Source organism: Actinomadura sp. RB99 (assembly GCF_014706005.1).
In the GTDB taxonomy this organism is placed as follows: domain Bacteria; phylum Actinomycetota; class Actinomycetes; order Streptosporangiales; family Streptosporangiaceae; genus Spirillospora.
Window position 1 is genome coordinate 76,309 of sequence record NZ_JABMCA010000021.1, and the last position, 21,998, is coordinate 98,306.

Annotated in this window: 1 protein-coding gene; it reads left to right on the top strand. The window is 75.6% G+C overall.

Going from position 1 to position 21,998, the window contains the following annotated elements; translation table 11 throughout:
* Positions 1–90 precede the first annotated feature (90 nt).
* Complete coding sequence (locus amrb99_RS20405) at positions 91–21,996, top strand: non-ribosomal peptide synthase/polyketide synthase (protein WP_190858222.1); 21,906 nt, start codon at positions 91–93, stop codon at positions 21,994–21,996.
* Positions 21,997–21,998 lie beyond the last annotated feature (2 nt).

Here is a 21,998-nt window from a genome sequence, read left to right on the forward strand (position 1 = left end):
GGTTTCGCTACTGCAAGCGAGCGAGCGTCGCTGCCCGTCGATATGGTCCGCAGCGGCCCAGTGTGCAGCCGCGGCAAGGAAGGACAGTTGATGCATTCCGAGGCACGGCGTCAATTGCTGAAGCTACGGCTGCGAGGGAAGCAGGTCTCGCCTCAGGAATGGGAGCCGCGCCCGGACGGGCCGCTCCCGCTGTCCTTCGGGCAGCAGCGACTGTGGTTTCTCGACCGGCTGGAGCCGGGCTCGGTGGAGTACGTCGTGCCGATGGCGGTGCCGCTGCGCGACGCGGTCGACGTCCGGGCCCTGGGCGGGGCGCTGAGCGCGATCATCCGGCGGCACGAGGTGCTGCGGACGCGGCTGGTGGCGGGGTCCGACGGGACGGCGCACCAGGTGGTCGGCGCGCCGGAGGCACTGGCGCTCCCGGTCGTCGACGTCTCCGGGGCGCAGGACCCGGCCGGTACCGCGCGGCGCCTGATGGCGGCCGCCCGGCTGACGCCGTTCGACCTGGCGGCGGGACCGCTGCTGCGCGCCTGCCTGGTCTGGATCGGGGACGCCGAGTGCGTGCTGATCGTGACCGCGCACCACGTGGTCTTCGACGAGTGGTCGGGACGGATCTTCCGCCGCGAGCTGCTGGCGCTCTACCAGGCTTTCCGCACGGGCCGGCCCGACCCGCTGCCCCCGCTTCCGGCGCAGTACGCCGACTTCGCGCTCTGGCAGCGGCAGTGGGTCTCCGGCGAGGTGCTGGACGGGCAGCTCGACTACTGGCGGCGGAAGCTGGACGGGGCGCCGGAGCTCGCGCTGCCCGCGGACCGGCCGCGTCCACCGGTGCGCTCGGCCGACGGGGCCGTCGCGGAGTTCACGGTCGGGGCGGAGACCGCGGCCGCCCTGCGCGAGGTCGCGGACGAGACCGGCGCCACCATGTTCATGGCGCTGCTGGCCGCCTTCGGGATGCTGCTGGCGCGCTACACCGGTCAGGACGACGTCGTCGTCGGCACGCCGCTGATCAACCGCAATCGCGCCGGCACCGAAGAGATGATCGGGTTCTTCGTCAACAACCTGGTGATGCGCCTCGACCTGACCGGGGACCCGTCGTTCCGGGAACTGCTGGGCCGGGTGCGGGAGCTGGCCCGGGACGCCTACGACCATCAGGACCTGCCGTTCGAGAAGCTCGTCGACGAGCTGGTCACCGAGCGCGACCCGTCCCGCACCCCGCTTTTCCAGGTCTTCTTCAGCTACCTGGCCGAGGCGGCCGACGCGGGACCGGGCGGCCCGGAATCGGGCGAGGGACCCGAGGGGCTCAGGGCGGCCGAGCCGGCCGAGCCGGCCGGACCCGCTGAATCGGCTGAGCCGGCCGGACCGCAGCCGGTGAAGTACGACCTGTCGGTGATGCTGGCCCCGCGCGGCGACGGCCTTGCCGGGTCGTTCCATTACAGTACGGCGCTGTTCGACTCCGCCCGGATGCAGCGGATGACCCGGCACCTGACCGCGCTCTTGGACGCCGTCGGCCGCGCGCCCGGCGCCCGCGCGAGCGGGCTGCCGATGCTGTCGTCCGGTGAGCGGGAGCAGGTCGTCCGGGAGTGGAACGACACCGCGGTGGCCGCGCCCGAGCCGGTCGGGACGCCCGAAGCGATCGCGGAGCGCGCGGCGCAGGACCCGGACGCGGTCGCGGTGGTCTCCGGGGACTCCTCGCTGACCCGCGCGGCGCTGGCCGAACGGGCCGGCCGGCTCGCCTCGCGCCTGCGCGAGGCGGGCGCCGGGCCGGGCACCGTGGTGGCGCTGTGCCTCCCGCGGGGCATCGACCTCGTCGTGGCGATGCTGGCCATCTGGCGTGCCGGCGCCGCCTATCTGCCGCTGGATCCCGACCACCCGGCGGAACGCCTGGCGTTCATGCTGGCCGACAGCCGTGCGGCGGTGCTGGTCGCGGACCGCGCGGCCGCGGCGGCGCTGCCGGCCGACGGCGACCTGCCGGACGGGACCCGGCCGCTCTGGCTTGACGATCCCGCGGTGCGGGCGGCGACGGCCGCGGCGCCGATCGCGCCCGCGCCTCCGTCGCGGCCCGGGCGGCCCGCCTACATGATCTACACGTCGGGCTCGACCGGGCGGCCCAAGGGCGTCGTGGTCGAGCACCGGAGCCTGCACAACCTCCTGGCCTCGATGAGCCGGCGCCCGGGGGTGGACGGCTCCGACGTGCTGCTCGCGGTGACCACCGCCGGGTTCGACATCGCCGGCCTGGAGATCTGGCTCCCGCTGCTGACCGGAGCGCGGCTGGCGATCGCGAGCAGCCGGGCCGCCGCGGCGCCCGGGGAGCTGGCGGCGGAGATCGGGCGGCGGGCGGTCACGGTGCTCCAGGCCACCCCCGCCACCTGGCGGATGCTGGTCGACGACGGCTGGCCCGGCGCACCCGGCCTGCGCGCGCTGTGCGGCGGCGAGGCGCTCCCGGCGGAGCTCGCCGGGCAGATCCTGGACCGCACGGCGGAGCTGTGGAACATGTACGGGCCGACGGAGACCACCATCTGGTCGACGTGCAGGCGGATCGACGACCCGGCGGACGTGACGCTGGGCGGCCCGGTGGACAACACGCGGGTGTACGTCGTGGACCCGCGGCTGAACCCGGTACCGGTGGGGGTCCAGGGCGAGCTGCTGATCGCCGGGCACGGGGTCGCCCGCGGCTACCATGACCGGCCGTCGCTGACGGCGGGGCGGTTCGTCGCGGACCCGTTCGCCGCCGACGGGTCCCGGCTCTACCGGACCGGGGACCTGGTGCGGTGGCGCGCCGACGGGCGGCTGGAATTCTGGGGCCGGATCGACCAGCAGGTGAAACTCCGCGGGTTCCGGGTCGAGCCCGGCGAGGTGGAGGCGGTGCTGGCCGCCCATCCGGCGGTGGCGGCCGCGGTGGTGGCGGTCACCGGCGAGGATGCTCGGGCGCGGCTCGCGGCCTGGCTGGTCCCGGCCGGGGACGGCGCCGGCCTTCCGCCGGACGCGGAACTGCGCGCCTTCGCCGCCGAGCGGTTACCGGACTACATGATCCCCTCGGTCTACACCGGGCTCGCGGCCTTCCCGCTGTCGCCGGCCGGAAAGGTGGACCGTGCGGCGCTCCCGGCGCCCGAGGCCCCGGTGTCCGGCGGGCGGGAGCCGCGGACCGTGCAGGAGGAGATCCTGTGCGGCCTCTTCGCCGATGTCCTCGGCGTTCCGGCGGCCGGGCCCGAGGACGACTTCTTCGCGCTCGGCGGCCACTCGCTGCTCGCGACGAGGCTGATGAGCAGGATCCGGTCGGCCCTCGGCGCGGAGCTCGGCGTCCGGACGCTGTTCAACAGCCCCACCCCCGCCGGGCTGGCGCTCCAGCTGGACGGCGCGGGCACGGCGCGGGCGGCGCTCCGGCCGCGGCGCCGCCCCGACCGGGTGCCGCTGTCGTTCGCCCAGCAGCGGCTCTGGTTCCTGGCGCAGCTCGAGGGGCCGAGCGAGACCTACAACGTGCCGGTGGCGATGCGGCTGTCCGGCGAACTGGACCGGGCGGCGCTCGCCGCGGCGCTCGCGGACCTGGTGGCCCGGCACGAGAGCCTGCGGACCACCTTCCCGGTGGACGACGGAGTCGCCTGGCAGCGGGTGCTTCCTCCCGAAGCCGCGGCGGACCTGCTGTCCGTGCGGCGGGTGGGCCCGGAGGAGCTGCCCGCCGCCGTCGCCGAGGTCAGCCGGTACCGGTTCGACCTCTCGGTCGAACCGCCCGTGCGGGCGGTGCTGCTCGCGGTGAGCCCGCGCGAGCACGTGCTGGTGCTCGTCGTCCATCACATCGCGTCCGACGGCTGGTCGATGGGGCCGCTGGGGCGCGACCTGTCGATGGCCTACGCCGCGCGGCGCGACGGGCGGGAGCCGGAGTGGGCGCCGTTGCCGGTGCAGTACGCCGACTACACGCTGTGGCAGCGGGAGATGCTGGGGAGCGTCGAGGACCAGGAGTCGGCGGCGGCGGCCCAGCTGTCGTACTGGATGACCTCGCTGGCGGGGCTGCCGGAACAGATCGAACTGCCGGCCGACCGGCCGCATCCCCAGATCGGGTCGCACCGGGGCGCGGCGGTGCCGGTACGCGGCGGCGCGCGCCTGCACGCCACGCTCGCGGAGCTGGCGCGGACCCACGGGGTCACGATGTTCATGGTGGTGCAGGCCGGCCTGGCGGCGCTGCTCACCCGGCTCGGCGCGGGCACGGACGTGCCGGTGGGCTCGCCGATCGCGGGCCGCACCGACGAGTCGCTGGACGACCTGGTCGGGTTCTTCGTCAACACGCTGGTGCTGCGCGCCGACACGTCCGGGGACCCGGAGTTCGGCGAGCTGCTGGCCCGCGTCCGCGAGGTGAACCTGGGCGCGTTCGCCCACCAGGACATCCCGTTCGAGTACCTGGTCGAGGTGCTGAACCCGGCCAGGTACCTGTCCCGGATCCCGCTGATCCAGGTGATGCTGGCGTTCCGCAACGTCCCGCCGACCGGGGCGGAGCAGGGGTTCGCCGGGCTGGACACCGAGCCGTACCCGGCCGGGGTCGGTGCCGCGAAGTTCGACCTGACGCTGTTCCTCGCGGAGGAGTTCGACGACGCGGGCAGGCCCGCGGGACTCGCGGGCCATCTGCAGTACGCGTGCGACCTGTTCGACGAGCCGACGGTCCAGGCCGTCGCGGGGCGCCTGATGCGGGTCCTCGAAGCGGTGGCGGCCCGTCCGGACACGCGGGTCCACCAGATCCAGGTCCTGGCCGCCGGCGAGCGCGCGCAACTCGTGTCCGGCTGGAACCAGGGCGTCGCACCCGTGGCCGCGGACACGCTGCCGGACCTGTTCGAGGCGCAGGTGGCGAGGACCCCGGACGCGACGGCCGTCTCCTGCGGGGACGTCCAGCTCACCTACGCCCGGCTGAACGCGGACGCGAACCGGCTCGCGCGCCACCTCGTGCGAGCCGGCGCGGGGTCGGAGGACGTCGTCGCGGTCGCCCTGGACCGGGACGTGAGCATGGTCACCGCCGTGCTCGCCATCGTGAAGGCCGGCGCGGCCTTCCTGCCCGTCGACCCGGGATATCCGGCCGAGCGGGTGGCGTTCATGCTGGCCGACGCCAAGCCGAAGTTCGTCGTCACCGGTGCCGCGACGGCCCCCGACACGGCCCCCGACACGGCCGCCGGCGGGGGCGCGGGCACCGCGCACATCGTGGTGGACGACCCCGAGGTCGTCCGGCAGGTGGCCGGGCTGGCCGGGACGGACCTGGGGCGCGGCGACCGCCGGGGACCGCTGCTGCCCGCGTCCCCCGCCTACCTGATCTACACGTCCGGGTCCACCGGGCTGCCGAAGGCCGTGGTGGTGACGCACACCGGGATCGCCGGCCTGGCGGGGGTGAGCGAGGAGCAGCTCCGGCTCGACGGGCGCGACCGGGTCCTCCAGCTGGCCTCGCTGAGCTTCGACGCCGCGTTCTGGGAGCTCTGCATGGCGCTGCTGTCCGGCGGCACGCTGGTGCTCGCCCCGGGCGTGCGCCTGATCGGCGAGGTGCTGGCCAGGACGCTGGAGGAGCGGGGGGTGAGCCTCGCGCTGATCCCGCCGGCCGCGCTGGCGGGGGTGCCGGTGGTGTCCCCGACCATCTTCCGCACCCTGATCGTGGGCGGCGAGGCGTGCCCGGCGGAGGCCGTGGCGCGGTGGGCGCCCGGCCGCCGGATGGTCAACGCGTACGGGCCGACCGAGGTCACGGTCTGCGGCACGATCAGCGATCCGCTCGAACCCGACGGCGGCGCGCCGCCGATCGGGCGGCCGGTGTGGAACGCCCGGCTGTTCGTGCTGGACGGCTCCCTGAACCCGGTCCCGGCCGGGGTGGCGGGCGAGCTGTACATCGCCGGCGACGGCCTGGCCCGCGGGTACGGCGGCCGCCCGGCGCTGACCGCCGGGCGGTTCGTCGCCGACCCGTTCACCGGCGGCGGGTCGCGCATGTACCGGACCGGTGACCTGGTGCGCTGGCGCGCCGACGGGGTGCTGGAGTTCGTCGGCCGCGCCGACGAGCAGCTCAAGGTGCGCGGGTTCCGGATCGAGCCGGCCGAGGTCGAAGCGGTCCTCGCGGAGTGCCCGGGAGTGGCGCGGGCGGTCGTCGTCGCCCGGGAGGACCGGCCGGGCGACCGGCGGCTGGTGGCGTACCTGGTGCCGGGCGCCGCGGAGGCGGACGAGGACCGGGACAGGTCCGCGGAGGGCCGGCAGGTCGGTGAGTGGCGGCAGATCTACGACGACCTGTACGCCGGCACCAAGGACCAGGAGTTCGGCGAGGACTTCACCGGCTGGAACAGCTCCTATGACGGCGCGGCCATCCCGGTCGAGGAGATGGCGGAGTGGCGCGAGGCGGCGGTGGAGCGGATCCTGTCGCTCGGCCCGCGGCGGGTGCTGGAGATCGGTGCGGGCAGCGGGCTCATCCTGGCCCGGCTGGCGCCGCGGTGCGAGACGTACTGGGGGACGGACTTCTCCGCCGAGGCCATCGACCTGCTGCGCGCGAACGTGGAGGCCGACCCGCGGCTCGCGGGGCGGGTGGAGCTGCGCGCCCAGGCCGCGCACGACGTCGGCGGCCTGCCGGCCGGCTACTTCGACACGATCGTCGTCAACTCGGTCGTGCAGTACTTCCCGAGCGCCGAGTACCTGACCGAGGTGCTCGGCAAGGCCCTGGGGCTGCTGCGGCCGGGCGGGGCGGTCTTCCTCGGCGACGTCCGCAACCTTCGCCTGCTGCGGCTGTTCCACACGGCGATCGAGCGCGGCCGCGGTGACGACCCCGTGGTGGTCCGCGCCGCGGCCGAGCGGAGCATCGCCCGGGAGAAGGAACTGCTCGTCGACCCGGAGTTCTTCGCCGCGGCCGCGCGCGGGCTGCCCGGCATCGACCGGATCGACGTCCTGCTGAAGCGCGGGCGGTTCCGCAACGAGCTGAGCCGCTACCGGTACGACGTGGTCCTCACCAAGCAGGCCCCCGCGCTCGAGACCGGCGGACCGGCGCCGGACGAGGCGGAGCCCGAGGTGCCGTGCCTGCCGTGGAACCTGCTGGCGGCCCCGGCCGCGGTCGGAGACTACCTGGCCCGGCGGCACCCGCGGTTCCTGCGGATCAGCGGGGTACCGAACGACCGGCTCGCCGCCGACCTCGCCGCCGTCCGCGCCCTGGACGGCGGGGAGGCCGAGGAGGCGGTGCCGGGCGCCGACCCCGAGGACTTCTACGCGCTGGGAGCCGAGGCCGGCTACCAGGTGGCGGTCACCTGGTCGTCCGGCGCCGACGACGGCCGCTTCGACGTGGTGTTCACCGGTCCGGACGCGGGCCGGGCGGCACCCTGCTACCTTCCGGCGGCGGACGGCTCCCCGGCGCTCGCGACCCATGCCAGCCGGCCGCTGGGCAGCCGGGCGGCCGTCCTGGCGCAGGCGAGGGAGTTCGCCGGGCGGCGGCTGCCGGAGTTCATGGTCCCGTCGGTCTTCGTCGAGCTGGCCTCGCTCCCGCTGACGCCGAACGGGAAGCTGGACCGGTCGGCGCTGCCCGTCCCCGAGTCGGACCGGGTGGACCTCGGGGTGTTCGTGGCCCCGTCGACACCCGCCCAGGAACTGCTGGCGGGGATCTGGGCGCAGGTGCTGGGCACCGAGCGCGTCGGCGCGGACGACCACTTCTTCGAGCTGGGCGGCCATTCCCTCCTGGCCACCCGGGTGGCCTCGCGGGTGCGCGAGGTGTTCGGGGTGGAGATCCCCCTCGCGGCGCTGTTCGACCAGCCGAGGCTGCGGGACCTGGCCGCGGTGATCGAGCAGACCGCCGCCGGCGCGGCGGCCCCGCCGGTGGTCCCGGTGCCCCGGACCGGGCCGCTGCCCCTCTCGTTCGCGCAGCAGCGGCTCTGGTTCATGGACCAGGTCGAGCCGGGGTCGGTGGAGTACAACGTGCGGATGCCGATCCCGCTCGGCGGCGAGCTGGACGTCCGGGCGCTGGAGGCCGCACTGACCGCGCTGGTCCGGCGGCACGAGGTGCTGCGGTCCCGGCTGGTCGCCGGCTCGGACGGCGTCCCCGGCCAGGTGGTCGACCCGCCCGCGCCGTTCCCGCTGCCGGTCGCCGACGTGACGGGGGCCGCCGACCCCGCGGCGGCGGCGCACCGCCTGATGGTCGCCGCCGCGATGACGCCGTTCGACCTGGCGGCGGGCCCGCTGGTCCGCGGCTGCCTGATCCGGGTGAACCGGGAGCACCACCTGCTGGCCCTGGCGGTGCATCACATCGTCTCCGACGAGTGGTCGGCGGAGATCCTGCGGCGCGAGCTCGGCGTGCTGTACCGGGCGCTGCGCGACGGCCGGCCGGATCCGCTGCCGCCGCTCGCCGTGCAGTACGCCGACTTCGCCGTCTGGCAGCGGGGGTGGCTGACCGGCGAGGTGCTCGACGGGCAGCTGTCGTACTGGCGCGACCGGCTCGCCGGGGCGCCGGAACTGGACCTTCCGGCGGACCGGCCCCGCCCGCCGGTCCGCTCGACGGCCGCCGCCTTCGCGAGCTTCGCCGTCCCGGCCGCGGCGACGCGGCGGCTGCAGGAGGTCGCGCGCGAGGGCGGCGCGACGATGTTCATGACGCTGCTGTCGGCGTTCGCGGTGCTGCTCGGCCGGTACTCGGGGCAGAACGACGTGCTCGTGGGCACGCCGGTGGCCAACCGGAACCGCGCCGAGACCGAGGACCTCATCGGGTTCTTCGTGAACGACCTGGTCCTGCGGACCGACCTGTCGGGGGACCCGGCGTTCACCGAGCTGCTCGCCCGGGTGCGGTCCGCGGCCCTCGACGCGTACGCGCACCAGGACCTCCCGTTCGAGCAGCTGGTGGACGCCCTCGTGACCGCGCGGGACCGGTCGAGGACGCCGCTGTTCCAGGTCGCGTTCAGCTACGCCGACGCACGCCCCGACGACGACGTCACCGGTACAGGGGCGCGGCTGCGACTGGACACCGCGCACCCGGGCGGGACCGCGGAGGAGGCGCTGCCGGTGCGCGCCGACCTGGTGGTCACGGTGGCCGACTCCCCGGCCGGCCTGATGGGGTCGATGCACTACAGCACCGCGCTTTTCGACGCGTCCAGGATGCAGCGGATGGCCCGGCACATGACCACCCTGCTGGAGGCCGTCGCCGCCGACGCGGACCGGCACATCAGCGCCCTGCCGTTGCTGACGGCGAGCGAGCGGGACGTGCTGGTCCGGCAGTGGAACGACTCCACGGTCGCGGCGCCCGCCGAGACGAGCATCCACGAGCTGATCGCGGCGCGCGCGCGGCAGCACCCGGACGCGGTGGCGGTGGTGGCCGGTGAGAGCTGCCTGACCTACGGCGGGCTGATGGCGCGCGCGGGGCGGCTGGCGGCGCTGCTGCGGGACGCCGGAACGGGACCGGGCACGGTGGTCGGCCTCGCTCTCGGCCGCGACGTCTCCCTGATCGTCGCGATCCTCGCGGTGTGGCAGGCGGGCGGCGCCTACCTGCCGCTGGACCCGGAGTACCCGCCCGAACGCCTGCGGTTCATGCTCACCGACAGCGGGGCACGGGTGCTGATCGGGGAACGCCGGGCGGCGGCGGACCTGGTCGCGGATACCGGAGACGCGCCGTCCGCGGTGCGGGCGGCGCTGTGGCTCGACGACCCGGACGCGGACCTGACGGACGCGGACCTGCCGGACCTGCCGGATCTGCCGGCCGCGGTCCGTCCGGGCCAGCTCGCGTACGTCATCTACACCTCGGGCTCGACCGGCACGCCCAAGGCCGTGCAGGTGCCGCACGAGGGCGTGGTCAACCTCGCCATGGCACAGCAGCGCGCGCTCGGCGTGGATCGCGGCGACGTGGTGCTGCAGTTCGCCTCTGCCAGCTTCGACGCCTCCGTCTGGGAGCTGGTGATGGCGCTGGCCACGGGAGCGAGGCTGGTGGTCGCGACCTCGGGGGAGCGCGCCGAACCCGACCGGCTGGCCGCCCTGATCGCCGGCGCCGGAGTGGGCGTCGCGACGATGCCGCCCTCGCTGCTGGAGGCGCTGCCGCCGGACGGCCTCGCCGGGGTCGGCACGCTGGTCACCGCGGGGGAGCGGCTCGACGCGGAGCTCGCCCGGACCTGGGGGCGCGGCAGGCGCCTGTTCAACGCCTACGGCCCCACCGAGACGAGCGTCTGCGCCACGATCGCCCGGTGCGACACCGGCACCCCGGAAGGCCCGGAAGGCCCGGAACCGCAGCAGCCCCCGCCCGCCCCGCCGATCGGGTCGCCGATCGCCAACACCAGGCTGTACGTGCTGGACGCGACGCTGAACCCGGTCCCGGCCGGGGTCCCCGGCGAGCTGTACGTGGCCGGTACCGGGCTGGCGCGCGGATACGGCGGACGTCCCGCGCTGACGGCGGAGCGCTTCGTCGCCTGCCCCGTCGCGGGGGACGGCTCGCGGATGTACCGGACCGGGGACCGGGCCCGGTGGCGGGCCGACGGGCTCCTGGAGTTCATCGGCCGCGCGGACGAGCAGGTCAAGGTGCGCGGATTCCGGGTCGAGCCCGGCGAGGTCGAGGCGGTCCTGGCGGCCCACCCGGACGTGTCGGCGGCGGCGGTGACCGCCTTCGGGCCGGAGGCCGACCAGCGGCTGGCGGCCTACCTGGTGGCCGCGGACCCGGCCACCGGCGTCCCCGGCACCGCCGAGCTGCGCGAGTTCACCCGGCGGCGGCTGCCGGAGTTCATGGTCCCCGCGGTGTTCACCGAGCTGGCGTCGCTGCCGCTGACGCCGAGCAGGAAGGTGGACCGCGCCGCGCTGCCGGCCCCCGGCACGGACCGGCCCGAGGTGGGGCGGTTCGTCGCGCCGCGGACGGAGACCGAGCGGGTGCTGGCGCAGGTGTGGGCCGAGCTGCTGCGGACCGAGCGGGTCGGCGTGACCGACAACTTCTTCGACCTCGGCGGCGACTCGATCACCAGCATCCAGGTGGTGGCCCGGGCCCGGGAGGTGGGGGTGCACGTCACCGCGGCGCAGATGTTCGACCACCAGACGGTGGCGGAGCTGGCCGCGGTCGCCGCAGGCGCGCAGGCGGCCGACGCCGGGCAGGACCGGATCGGCGGGGAGTACCCGCTGTCCCCGGTCCAGCGGGCGTTCTTCGGTTGGGAGCTGCCCGAGCCGTCCCATCTCAACCAGTCCAGGCTGCTCGAGGCGACCGGCGGGCGGATCGACCGCAGGCTGCTCGAAGTGGCGGCCGAGGCGCTGGCCGACCACCACGACGCGCTGCGGTCGCGGTTCACCGCGCACGACGGGCGGTGGCAGGCGCGGGTGGCCGCCGTCGAGAGCGCCGACCTCGTCTGGGTGGCCGACCTGGGCGACGACGGCACGGAGGCCGCTCGGACGGAGGCGGCCACCCGGGCGCAGGCCGGCCTGGCGCTGGAGGACGGCCCGCTGCTGCGGCTGGTGCTGTTCGAGCGCGGCGACCGGCCGCAGCAGCTGCTGGTGGTGGCGCACCACCTGGTGATCGACGCCGTGTCGTGGCCGATCGTGCTGGCGGACCTGTCGGCCGCGTACGAGCAGGCCGAACGGGGCGAGCCGGTCCGGCTGCCGGCCAAGACCACCTCGTTCCCGGCATGGTCGCGGCGGCTGGCGGAGCTGGCGGCGTCGGCGGAGGTCGCGGCCGAGGCGGAGCACTGGACGGCCGTCGCGGGCGCGGCCCGGCCGTTGCCGCGCGACCACGACGGCGCGAACACGGTCGGCTCGGCCGGCCAGATCAGGGTGGCGCTCGACTCCGACCGGACCGCCCGGCTGCTGCACCGGGTCCCCGCCGCTTACCGCACGCAGATCAACGACGTGCTGCTCACCGCGCTGGGCATCGTCCTCAACGAGTGGACGGGCGCGCCGGCCTCGGTGGTGGACGCGGAGGGCCACGGCCGCGAGGACGTCGGGGCCGGCTTCGACGTGTCCAGGACGGTGGGCTGGTTCACCAGCATCTACCCCGTCGCGCTGACCGGGGCGCAGGACGGCCTGGGCGCGGCGCTGTGCCGGACCAAGGAGCACCTGCGGGCGGTTCCCCGGCACGGGCTCGGGTACGGGCTGCTGCACCATGTGGCCGGTGCGGTGCCGGCGAGCGGCGCCCAGGTCAGCTTCAACTACCAGGGCCAGTCCGGATCGGCCCGCAGCGGGGCGGGCCTGGCGGGCGGCCGGTTCCGTCCGGCCGGCGGGCCGCGCGGGCAGGAGCAGCCCCCGCGGGCACCGCGCGCCTACCTGATCGACATCACCGGGGGCATCACCGATGGCGTGCTGGAACTGGTGTGGATCTACTCCTCGCAGGTTCATCGGCACGCGACCGTCGGCCGCCTGGCCGACCGCTACATCGAGGTGCTGACCGAGCTGATCGAGCACTGCTGCGCTCCGGGCGCCGGCGGCTGGACCCCGTCCGATTTCCCGCTGGCCGGCCTCGACGCCGAGGCGCTGGAACGGGTCACCGCCGCGGTGTCGACGGACATCGAGGACATCTTCCCGCTGACCCCGCTGCAGCAGGGGCTGCTGCTGGACTCGCGGCTGTCGGGCGACGCGGGGATGTACTGGTCGCAGACGGGACTGCTGCTGGAGGGCGAGCTGGACGCGGAGCTGCTGCGGCAGGCGTGGCGGACCGCGTTCGAACGGCATGCGGTGCTGCGCGCCGGCGTCGTGTGGCGGGGGCTGGCCGACCCGGTGCTTGTGGTGTCGCGTGCGGTGGAGCCGCCGTGGCGCGAGGTGGACCTGTCCGGCCTGACCGGTCCGGAGCAGGAGCGGGCGGTCGACGAGTTCCTGCTGGCGGACCGGGAGCGGGGCGCCGACTTCGACGCGCCGTCGCTGGTGCGGGTGGCGCTGCTGCGCATGGGCCGGGGGCGGGCCCAGCTGGTGCTCAGCCTGCACCACCTGGTCCTGGACGGCTGGAGCCTGCCGATCGTGCTGGAAGAGGTACTGGAGGCCTACGACGCGCTGCGCGCGGGGACGGCGCCGCCGATCCGGGAGCACCGGCCGTTCCGCGACTACGTCGCCTGGCTGTCGGAGCTGGACACCGAGGCCGCGGAGCGGTTCTGGCGGGACCGGCTGGCGGGGGTGCCGGCGGCGCCGGTGCTCGGCATCGAGCGGGCGACCGGGCGGCACGGGCGGCGGGACGTGCAGGTGCGCTTGCCGGGCGAGGCCATGTCCGGGCTGGAAGCGTTCGCGCGGCGCTCGCGGCTGACGATGAACACGGTGGTGCAGGGGGCCTGGGCACTGCTGCTGGGGATGTACTCCGGCTCCGACGACGTGCTGTACGGGGTGACCTCGTCCGGGCGCGGCGACCAGATACCGGGGATGTCGTCGATGGTCGGGCTGCTGATCACCACGACGCCCGCCCGGGTTCGGATAGAGCACTCCGCTCCGGTGGGGGAGTGGCTCGAAACGCTGCAGGAGGCCCAGGTACAGGCCCGGCGGTTCGAGCATCTCCCGCTGACGCGGATCCAGGAGTGCAGCGACGTTCCGGCGGGGCGGCCGCTGGTGCGCACGCTGTTCGTGTTCGAGAACTACCCGGTCCGCGAGCTGCAGCGACGGCGAGCCGCCGCGAGCGGCGGCGGCCTGCGGGTCGGTGGCAGCGCCGGCCGCCAGGACATCAGCTACCCGCTCGCCGTGATCGTCAACTCCGGGCGGGAGCTCACGATCACGCTCTCCTACGACCGCGGCCGGTTCGCCGATGCGGCCGTCGACGCGCTCGCGGGGCAGTTCCAGGTGCTGCTGGACGCGGTGGCCGCGGACGGCGAGCGGCTGGTCGGCGACCTGCCGGTGCTGACCTCGGCCGAGCGGGATCGGCTGCTGCACGGCTGGAACGACACGGCCGCGGCGCTGCCCGAGGCGGGCGGGGTGCACGAGCTGGTCGCGGCGCAGGTGGCGCGGTGCCCGGACGCGGTGGCGGTCGTGGCCGGCGGCGAGGCGCTGACGTACCGGGCGCTGTGGCAGCGGGCGGGGCGGCTCGCCGGCCACCTGCTGGCCATGCGTCCCGGACCGCTCGTGGGCCTGTGCACCGGGCGGGGCACGGACGCCTTCGTGGCGGTGCTGGGAGTGTGGCGGGCGGGGCTCGCCTACCTGCCGATGGACCCCGCCTATCCGGCCGACCGGCTCGAACTGATGCTGACCGGCGGCGGGGCGCGGGTGGTGCTCGCCGAACGCGCGGTCGCCGGGGACCGGCTGCCCGCGCTGGACGGCGTGCGGACGGTCTGGCTCGACGACCCGGCGGTCCGGCGGGAGATCGGCGCCGCGGCGGAGCCGGCCCCGGTGCCGGTGGCGCCCGGCTCGGCCGCGTACATGATCTACACGTCGGGGTCGGCGGGCGTCCCGAAGGGCGTCCAGGTGACGCACGGCAACCTGGTCAACCTGGCCGTGGCGCTGCGGCCCGTGCTGGGCGCGGGCCCGGGCACGCGGGTGCTGCACTTCGCGTCGTTCAGTTTCGACGGGTCGGTGCTGGAGCTGGTGGTGACGCCCGCGGCCGGCGGGACGCTGGTGGTCGCGGGGGCGGCGGAGCGGTCCGACCCGCGGGCGCTGGCCGGGTTGATCCGGGCGGGCGGCGTCGACGTGGCGACGCTGCCGGTGTCGCTGCTGTCGGTGCTGGGTCCGGACGGCCTCCCCGGGCTGCGCACGCTGGTGGGCGCGGGCGAGCGGTTCGACACCGAGGTCGCGCGGCGGTGGGGACGCGAGGGCCTGCGGCTGGTCAACGGCTACGGGCCGACGGAGGCGACCGTCATGTGCGTCACCGGGGTGCCGGGCCCGGATGACGGGGCGACGGTGCCGATCGGGCGCCCGGTGGCCAACGTGCGGGCGTACGTGCTCGACGAGCGGCTGCGCCCGGTGCCGGCCGGGGTCACCGGGGAGCTGTTCCTCGGCGGCGCGGGCGTGGCGCGCGGCTACGGCGGGCAGCCGGCCCTCACCGCGCGGCGGTTCGTCGCCGACCCGTTCGCGGCGGACGGGTCGCGGCTGTACCGGACCGGGGACCGGGCGGCCTGGCGGCCGGACGGGGTGCTGGAGTTCGCCGGGCGGGTGGACGAGCAGCTGAAGGTGCGGGGATTCCGGATCGAGCCGGGTGAGGTGGAGGCGGTGCTGGCCGCCCATCCGGGCGTGGCCGCGGCGGTGGCGGCCCCGGTCGGGCAGGGAGCGGAGGCGCGGCTGGGGGCGTGGCTGGTGCCGGCCGATGCCGCCGCCGGGATCCCCCCGGCCGGCGAGCTGCGCGCGCACACGGCCGCGCGGCTGCCGGAGTTCATGATCCCGGCCGTCTACACCGAGATGTCCGCCCTGCCGCTGACGCCCAGCGGGAAGGCGGACCGGGCCGCGCTGCCCGCACCGGACCTGACCCGCCCGGAGCCGGGCGGTACGTACGTGGCGCCGCGCGGCGATCTGGAACGGCTGCTCGCGGGGATCTGGGCCGAGGTGCTCGGCGTCGACCGGGTCGGCGCGCAGGACGGCTTCTTCGCTCTCGGCGGCCATTCGCTGCTGGCGACGCGCGTCGCCTTCCGGATCGGCGCGGCGCTCGGGGTCGACGTGCCGGTGACCGCGGTGTTCGAGCACCCGACGGTGGCCGGGCTGGCCCAGGTGATCACCGGCGGCGGGGCGGAGGCGCCCGCGCCGCCGGTCGTGCCGGTCGGCCGGGACGGCCGGCTGCCGCTGTCGTTCGGGCAGCAGCGGCTGTGGTTCGTCGGCCAGCTGGAGCCCGGGTCCCCGGAGTACGTGCTGGCGGTCCCGGTCGAGTTCGGCGGCGTCGACGTGGCGGTGCTCGGGGCCGCGATGGCCGCCGTGACGGCGCGGCACGAGGTCCTCCGCACCCGGCTGGTGACCGGCGACGACGGGGTGCCGTACCAGGTGGTCGACCCGCCGGCGCCGTTCGCGCTCCCGGTCGTCGACGTCTCCGGCGCCGCCGATCCGCGGCGTGCGGCGGCGGACCTGCTGGAGGCCGGCGCCATGGCGCCGTTCGACCTGGCCGGGCCGCTGGTGCGCGGCTGCCTGGTCCGGCTGGGCGCGGACCGGCACCTGCTGGCGCTGTGCATGCACCACGTCGTCTTCGACGAGTGGTCGGTGCCGATCTTCCGGCGCGAGCTGGAGGCGCTGTACGCGGCGCTGCGCGCGGGTGAGCCGGACCCGCTGCCGCCGCTGCGGGTGCAGTACGCGGACTACGCGGTGTGGCAGCGCCGGTGGCTGACCGGGCAGGTGCTGGAGGGCCAGCTCGCCTACTGGCGGGAGCGGCTGGCGGACCTCCCGCTGCTCGAACTGCCGGCCGACCGGCCGCGTCCGCCGGTGCGGTCGAACGCCGGCGCCGTGACCCGGTTCGCCATCCCCGCGGCCACCGCGGAGGGGCTGCGGGCGGTGGCCCGCGAGAGCGGCGCGACGATGTTCATGACGCTGCTGGCGGCGTTCATGGCCGTCCTCGGCCGGCATGCGGGCCGGGACGACATCGTGGTGGGGACCCCGGTCGCTGGCCGCGGCCGGCCCGAGACCGAGGACCTCATCGGGTTCTTCGTCAACACCCTGGTGATGCGCGCCAGCACCGCGGCGGACCCCACGTTCGGCGAGCTGCTGGACCGGGTGCGGCAGGCCGCGCTCGGTGCGTACGCGCACCAGGACCTGCCGTTCGAGCAGCTCGTGGACGAGCTGGTGACCGTGCGGGACCGGTCCCGCACCCCGTTGTTCGAGGTGCTGTTCAACTACGTGGCCGCAGGCCCGGCCGGCGCCGGCGGCGGGCAGGGCGTCCCGGCCTCCGGCACCGCGGCACGCCGCGCCAGCTCCGGCGCCCCAGGGCGGCACGACGCGCGGGCGGTGAAGTTCGACCTCACGCTGACGGCGGTGGACCGGGGAGCGGAGCTCACCGGGGAGATCCAGTACAGCACCGCGCTGTACGACGCGGCCACGGTCGACCGGCTGGCGGGCCACCTGGTGGTCCTGCTGGGCGCGGTGGCGGCCGACCCTGACGCGCGGGTGAGCGATCTCCCGCTGCTGACGGAGGCCGAGCGCCGGGAACTCCTGGTGACCTCCAACGACACGGCGGTTCCGCTCCCGCGGGCCGGCGGCGTCCACGAACTGGTCAGTGTGCGCGCGGCCGAGTCCCCGGAAGCGCCGGCGGTGTTGGCCGCCGACGGGTCGCTGACGTACGCGGAGCTGGAAGACCGGTCGGACCGGCTGGCACGGTACCTGCGCGAGGCGGGCGTGAGCACGGAGACCGTCGTCGCGCTGTGCCTCACACCCGGCGCGGACATGGTCGTGGCGGTGCTGGCGGTCTGGAAGGCGGGCGGGGCGTACCTCCCGCTGGACCCCGCGTACCCCGCCGCGCGGCTGTCGTTCTTCGTCACCGACAGCGGTGCCCGGGTGCTGGTGGGGCACCGGTCCGCGGCGGCCGTGCTGCCGGCGGACGCGCTGCCGCCGGTGACCGTGTGGCTCGACGACCCGGCGACCTCGGACCGGCTCGCCGCGACGCGGCCGGGGGACGCGCCGCGGGTCCACCCGGACCAGCTCGCGTACGTGATCTATACGTCCGGGTCGACCGGCGTGCCCAAGGGAGTGCAGGTCAGCCACGGCTCGGTGCTCAACTACGTGGCGCGGTGCCGGGAGGCGTACCCGGGAGTGCGGGGGCTGTCGCTGGTGCACGCGCCGCTCGCGTTCGACGCGGTGGTGACGCCGCTGCACGGGGCCCTGGCCGCGGGCGGCTGCGTCCACGTGGCGGCGCTGGACGAGGATCTGCCGGCGCTCAGGGAACGGGTGGGCGCGGGCGACTACACCTTCGTGAAGGTGACGCCCGCCCTGCTGACCGTGCTGACGCAGCTGCCCGCCGAGTGCTCTCCCTCGGTGCAGCTGATGGTCGGCGGGGACCTGGTGCGCGGCAAGGACGTCCAGCTGTGGCGGGATCGCCACCCCGGCGTGGAGGTGGTGGCGCACTACGGCCCGACCGAGACCACGGTCGGCAGCACCGACCACCCGATCGGTGCGGGCGAACCGCCGACGACGGGCGTGGTCGCGATCGGGCGGCCGATCTGGAACACCCGGGTGTACGTGCTCGACGGGCAGCTGAATCCGGTGCCGGTGGGGGTAGCGGGCGAGCTGTTCATCGGCGGTGCCGGGGTCGCGCGCGGCTATCACGGGCGCGCGCCTCTCACCGCGGAGCGGTTCGTCGCCGACCCGTTCACCGGTCGCGGCGAGCGGCTGTACCGGACCGGGGACCGGGTACGGCGGCGGGCCGACGGCGTACTGGAGATCCTCGGCCGGACCGACAACCAGCTCAAGGTGCGCGGATTCCGGATCGAACCGGGCGAGGTAGAGGTGGCGCTCGCGGCGCATCCCGCGGTGGCCTCGGCGGTCGTCGACGCGTTCGGGACCCAGACCGGGGCGCGGCTGGCCGCCTGGCTGGTGCCCGCGGATCCGGCCGCGGGACTGCCGGCCGCCGGCGAGCTGCGGCGGTTCCTGGCCGGGCGGCTGCCCGACTTCATGGTCCCGTCGGTGTTCACGGAGCTGTCGTCGCTGCCCCTCACCCCCAACCAGAAGCTGGACCGGGCCGCCCTGCCGCCCGTGGACGCGTCGCGTCCCGATCTGGCCGGCTCGTACGTGCCGCCCGCCACGCCGGCCGAGGAGCTGCTGGCCGGGGTGTGGGCGGAGGTGCTCGGCCTGGACCGGGTCGGCGCGCAGGACGACTTCTTCGAACTGGGCGGGCATTCGCTCCTGGCGATGCAGGTGATCGCGCGGGTGCGCGAGGTGTGCCGGGCCGAGGTGCCGGTGGCCGTCCTCTTCGACCACCCGACCGTGGCGGGCCTGGCGGCGGCGGTCGAGACGATGGCCGGGCGCACGGTGGCGCCGCCGCTCGTGCCCGCCCGGAACGGAGGACGCTCGCCGCTGTCGTTCGGTCAGCAGCGGCTGTGGTTCCTGGACCGGATGGAGCCCGGCTCGATCGAGTACAACATCACGATGCCGGTGCTGCTGGGCGGCGAGCCGGACGTGGCGGCGCTCGGCGCGGCCCTGTCCGCGGTGGCCCGCAGGCACGACGTCCTGCGGACGCGGCTGGCCGCCGGGCCGGACGGGGTGCCGTACCAGGAGGCCGGTCCGCCGGTGCCGGTGCCGCTGCCCGTGCTGGACGTCTCGGGCGCCGCCGAGCCGGACGCGGCGGCGCGGGACCTGCTGGCCGAGGGAATGTCCGACCCGTTCGACCTGGCGGCCGGCCTGGTCTTCCGGGCGTGCCTGGTGCGGCTCGCCGCGGACCGGCATCTGCTGGCCGTGTCGGTGCACCATGTGGCGTTCGACGAGTGGTCGGGGCCGGTGCTGCGGCGCGAGCTGGGTGCGCTGTACGAGGCGTTCCGGCGCGGCGAGCCGGATCCGCTGCCGCCGCTGCCGGTGCAGTACGCGGACTACGCGGTGTGGCAGCGGGGGTGGCTGACCGGTGAGGTGGTGGACTCCCAGCTGGCCTACTGGCGGGAGCGGCTGGCCGGCGTTCCGGTGCTGGACCTGCCGACCGACAGGCCCCGCCCGCCGGTGCGGTCCCCGGAGGGCGAGTTCATCCGGTTCACCGTGCCGGCCGAGGTGACCGGCGGCCTGCGCGCGGTCGCCCGTACGGGTGGCGCGACGATGTTCATGACGCTCCTGACGGCCTTCATGGTCCTGCTGCGCAGGTACACCGGTCAGGACGACGTGGTCGTGGGGACTCCGGTGGCGAACCGGGACCGGGCCGAGACCGAGGGGCTGATCGGGTTCTTCGTGAACACGCTGGTGATGCGGGCGGACTTGTCCGGCGACCCGACGTTCGCCGAGTTGCTGGAGCAGGTCAGGGGTACCGCTCTGGACGCTTACGCCCACCAGGACCTGCCGTTCGAGCAACTCGTCGACGAGCTGGTCACCGAACGGGACCGCTCCCGCACCCCGCTGTTCCAGGTGCTGCTCAACTATGTCGCGCTCACCGCCGAACCCGGTCGCCGCGACGCCGGCCGTGACGGCGGCCCCGGCGCAGGGGCGGCGCGGCCGGACGACGGCATCGCCGCCGGCATGGTCGCCAAGTTCGACCTGCGGCTGATGCTGGGGGAGGAGCCCGGCGGTTCCCTGACCGGCGCGCTGCACTACAGCACGGCGCTGTTCGGCGCCGACACGATCCGCCGGATGGCGGGCAACCTGGGCGTCCTGCTGGCCGATGTCGCGGCCCGCCCGGGCACCCCGCTGTCGCGGCTGCCGCTGCTGTCCAACGCCGAACGCGACCAGCTGCTGCGCGGGCGGAACGACACCTCCGCTCCGGTCCCCGCGGCGAGCGGGCTGCACCAGCTGATCGCCGAGCGGGCCGGGGAGCGCCCGGACGCGGTGGCGGTCGCGTTCGGCGACCGGCAGCTGACCTACCGGCGGCTGACCGGCCGGGCGGCCGGGCTGGCCGGCTACCTGCGCGACGCCGGAGCCGGCCGCGAGACCGTGGTCGGCCTGTGCCTGGACCGCGGCATCGACATGATCGTGGCGATGCTGGCGGTGTGGCAGGCCGGCGGTGCCTACCTGCCGCTCGACCCCGAGTTTCCGCCGGACCGGCTGGGCCACATGCTGGCCGCCAGCAAGGCCAGCATGGTGGTGGGCACGGCCGAGACGCTGGAGAACCTGCCCGCGGTCCGGTCGCGCATGATCGAGATCGACGGCCCGGCGGTGCGGGCGGCACTGGCCGGCGACCCGCCCGCTCCGCGGGTGGAGGTCCACCCGGACCAGCTCGCCTACGTGATCTACACCTCCGGCTCCACCGGCGCCCCCAAGGGCGTGGAGGTCACCCATCGCGGGCTGGTCAACTATGTGAGCTGGGCGCCCCGCCGGACCGGGCTCGGCGAACCGGGACACCGGTACGCGCTGCTGCAGCCGGCCGTCACCGACCTCGGCAACACCGTGATCTTCACCAGCCTGGTGGCCGGCGCGGCGCTGCACGTCATGGACGCCGGCGCGGCCACCGATCCCGCCGCGGTGGCCTGGTTCGTCCGGGCGCACGGCATCGACGGGCTCAAGGCGGTGCCCTCGCACCTGGCCGCGCTGGCCTCGGACGGCGGACCCGCCCGGCTGCTTCCGGCGCGGTCGCTGGTGCTGGGCGGCGAGGGCGCCCCGGCCGCCTGGGTCGCCGACGTGCTGGCGGCGGCGGGCGCCCGGGACATCGTGAACCACTACGGGCCGACCGAGACCACCATCGGCGTGGTCACGCTGCGGCTGTCGGCCGGGCATCTGGACGGCGGAACCGTCCCGATCGGATCCCCGGTCGCCAACACCCGGGTGTACGTGCTCGACGCCGACCTGAACCCGGTGCCCGCCGGTGTGGTGGGCGAGCTGTTCATCGGCGGCGCGCAGGTCGCCCGCGGGTACGCCCGGCAGCCCGCCCTGACCGCCGAGCGGTTCGTCGCCGATCCCGTCGCCGCCGACGGCGGCCGCGTCTACCGGACCGGCGACCGGGCGCGGTGGCGGCCCGGCGGCGTGCTGGAGTTCCTGGGACGGGCCGACCGCCAGGTGAAGGTGCGCGGCCACCGGATCGAGCCGGGGGAGGTCGAAGCCGCCCTGACCGCGCACCCGCGGGTGCGCTCGGCCGTCGTGGTCGCCCGCGGCGAGGGCGGCGAGCGGCTCCTCGCCGCCTACCTGGTGGCCGCGGACGCCGGCGGCCCGCCGACCGTGGAGGAGCTGCGCGAGCATCTGCGCGGACGGCTTCCGGAGTTCATGGTCCCGGCGCTGTTCACCGAGATCCCGGCGGTGCCGCTGACCCCCACCGGCAAGCTCGACCAGGCGGCGCTGCCCGGCCCGCAGGACGGCCGGCTGCGTCCCGCCACCGGCGGCGCCGAGCCGTCCAGCCCGACCGAGACCGAACTCGCCGGGATCTGGGCCGCGATCCTGAACCAGGACCGGGTGGGCGTGCACGACAACTTCTTCGACCTGGGGGGCCATTCGCTCCTCGCCATCCAGCTGATCTCCCGGATCCGTGAGGCGTTCGGGGTCGACGTCCCGATCGCGGAGGTGTTCGACAAGCCCACCATCGCCCAGCTCGCCCTGGTCGTCGACGGCGACGGCGCCGACTACGAGGAGTTCGAGCTGTAGTG